2 protein-coding genes are annotated in these 2,093 nt (G+C 69.8%); both read right to left on the minus strand.

Features of this window, described 5'->3' with window-relative positions; genetic code table 11:
* Window positions 1-616 (minus strand): MFS transporter (locus CCN51_RS51275; RefSeq protein ID WP_143676224.1); only part of this gene is annotated, 616 nt, incomplete at its 3' end.
* Between the two features lie 239 nt (window positions 617-855).
* On the minus strand, window positions 856-1,704 hold the full coding sequence (locus tag CCN51_RS51280; RefSeq protein ID WP_014179508.1) for a calcium-binding protein: 849 nt from the start codon (window positions 1,702-1,704) through the stop codon (window positions 856-858).
* Window positions 1,705-2,093 lie beyond the last annotated feature (389 nt).

The following is a 2,093-nucleotide window of genomic DNA, read 5'->3' on the forward strand; positions in this document are numbered from 1 at the left end:
CGCGCAGCCGCGGTGCGCCGGTCCGCACGGGCCGCGGCTCGCTGCCGCCGATGGCACGGATGCCCAGTGCCGAGAGCAGGAAGCTGACCGCGTCGGCAACCACGGTCGTCACCGGGCCGAACATCCCGATCGCGGCCCCGCCGAGCGGTGGTCCGACCACGGTCGCGCTCCATGTTGTGGCCTCGAACCGGCCGTTCGCGACGAGCAGGTCCTCCGGCGGCACGAGCGTCTTGAGATACGCGCCGCTCGCCGCGCTGAAGGCGATATTGGCCGCGGCGACAACGACGGAGACAACGAGAAGTTGGGCGTAGCTGAGCCGGCCGAACGCGAACGCGGCGGGGACGCTCATCAGCGCCGCGAACCGGGTCAGGTCCATCGCCACCATGACCGGCCGCTTGCGGCGGAACTCCACCCACGGCCCCAGCGGCACCGCGGCCATGGCCCCCACCACCCGCCCCGCGACGGCCAGCGCCGCCACCTGAGTCGGCCCGGAGTCCAGCACGAGGATCGCGATCAGGGAAAACGCGCCGAAGCCGAGCCCGGTGCCGTACGCGCTGACGGCGTAAGCCGCCCACAACCACCCGAACCGCCGCCCCAGCGCCCGCCTACCCGGCATACCCCACGCACCTCTCGCCGATCCGAACCACCACACGCTGACCACCGGCATCCAAGCGAGTGGCGGACGGCGAGAGCAAACAACCGATCGGCCAGGTGGGCACAACCAATCGTTGTGCGGACAGCGTGGGCCGGCGTGGGGCGGCGTGGATCTCGACGTGGTTGCCGCTGGGCAGGCCGCCGTGCCCGGCACGGCGACCCCACGCCAGTCGGCGCCCTTCGCGAGCGGGCCGCTCAGTCCTAGTCCTGGTAGACCTTGTTGGTGCCCGGTCCGCCCGAGAGGGTGTCCGTGCCCTTGCCGCCGTGGATGGTGTCGTTTCCGCTGTTGCCGTAGATCGTGTCGTCACCCTCCTCGCCGTAGAGGGTGTCGTTGCCCCGGCCGCCGTAGATGTGGTCGGCGTCGGACAGGCCGTGGATCACATCGTTCCCGTCCTCGCCGTACATGTTGTTCTCGGTGTCGTTGGTGCCTCCGCTCATCGAGTCGTTGCCGGGACCGCCGTAGCAGTCCATTGAGCAGTTGGTGATGGTGTCGTCGCCGGGACCGCCGTACGGCCCCATGCCCCAGACACCGCCGCCGCCGTCGAGGCGGTCGTCACCGTCGTCGCCGCGGAGCACATCGCGCGCGGAGCCCTTGAGAACGTCGTCGCCCGGACCGCCGTAGATCGTGGAGTAGGCGTCGCTGCCGGCGTCGACCGTCGCGGTGTCGTTGCCGTCACCGAGGTTGACGTCGTAGTTGTCCGAGTCGTCGGAGCCCAGGGGGACTTCGGTCGCGCACCGGACGACGGTGTGGTCGGCGTCCGAGGGGTACGTGCACTCGTCGTATTCCGCCGCGCTCGAATCGATGGTGATGTCACCCCGATCGCGGAAGGTGATGACGTAGTACGACTCCCACTCGCCCCGCTGTTCGATCTCCACGGAGACCTTGAGGTTGTTCGTCTGTCCGGCGGCGCCCTTGTACCAGAGCTCGCTGTCCTCGTGGACCACGGAGGCCACCGTGGTGGCCGCCTGGGCGGCGGGGGCCGCGAATAAGGCTCCCCCGAGGGCGAGGGCGAGCGTGGAGGTGGCGGCGATGATTCCGTGCTTACGCATGCCAGAAGTGACCCTTCGCGGTGCTTGATGGTGGTCGGGGCCGACGCACAACGGGAAGGCGTCGGCAAAGCGGTAGACACGGCTCCGGGGGCTGCGGTTGTGCCGGAAAAGGCACTTCCGTTGCCTGGGGCGAACATGTCATCCCGGGGCTTCCTGGCGTTCTTCTGGAGGGCACCGAAGAGCAACTCTGCAAATGGCTCCAGTGGTTGCGGTGCGACCTGGCCTCGCCGCGGCATCAGGTTCTGCACCGCGCGTTGCATGTGGGTGCGGCTCGCTGCACCCGCTTCGCGGGTGCAGATACGCTCCGCTGCGCTCCGCCGCAGCTGCTGCCGCGCGATGGCCGACCGATCGGCCCAAGGTGCGCTGGACCGGGGCGCGGGAGCACGACG

Origin of the sequence: Streptomyces milbemycinicus (assembly GCF_002154605.1) — a bacterium.
GTDB lineage: Bacteria > Actinomycetota > Actinomycetes > Streptomycetales > Streptomycetaceae > Streptomyces > Streptomyces milbemycinicus.

Excerpts from the sequence above, each read along its gene's own strand:
- CCN51_RS51280 (WP_014179508.1), bottom strand. The coding sequence starts at position 1,704 with ATGCGTAAGCACGGAATCATCGCCGCCACCTCCACGCTCGCCCTCGCC.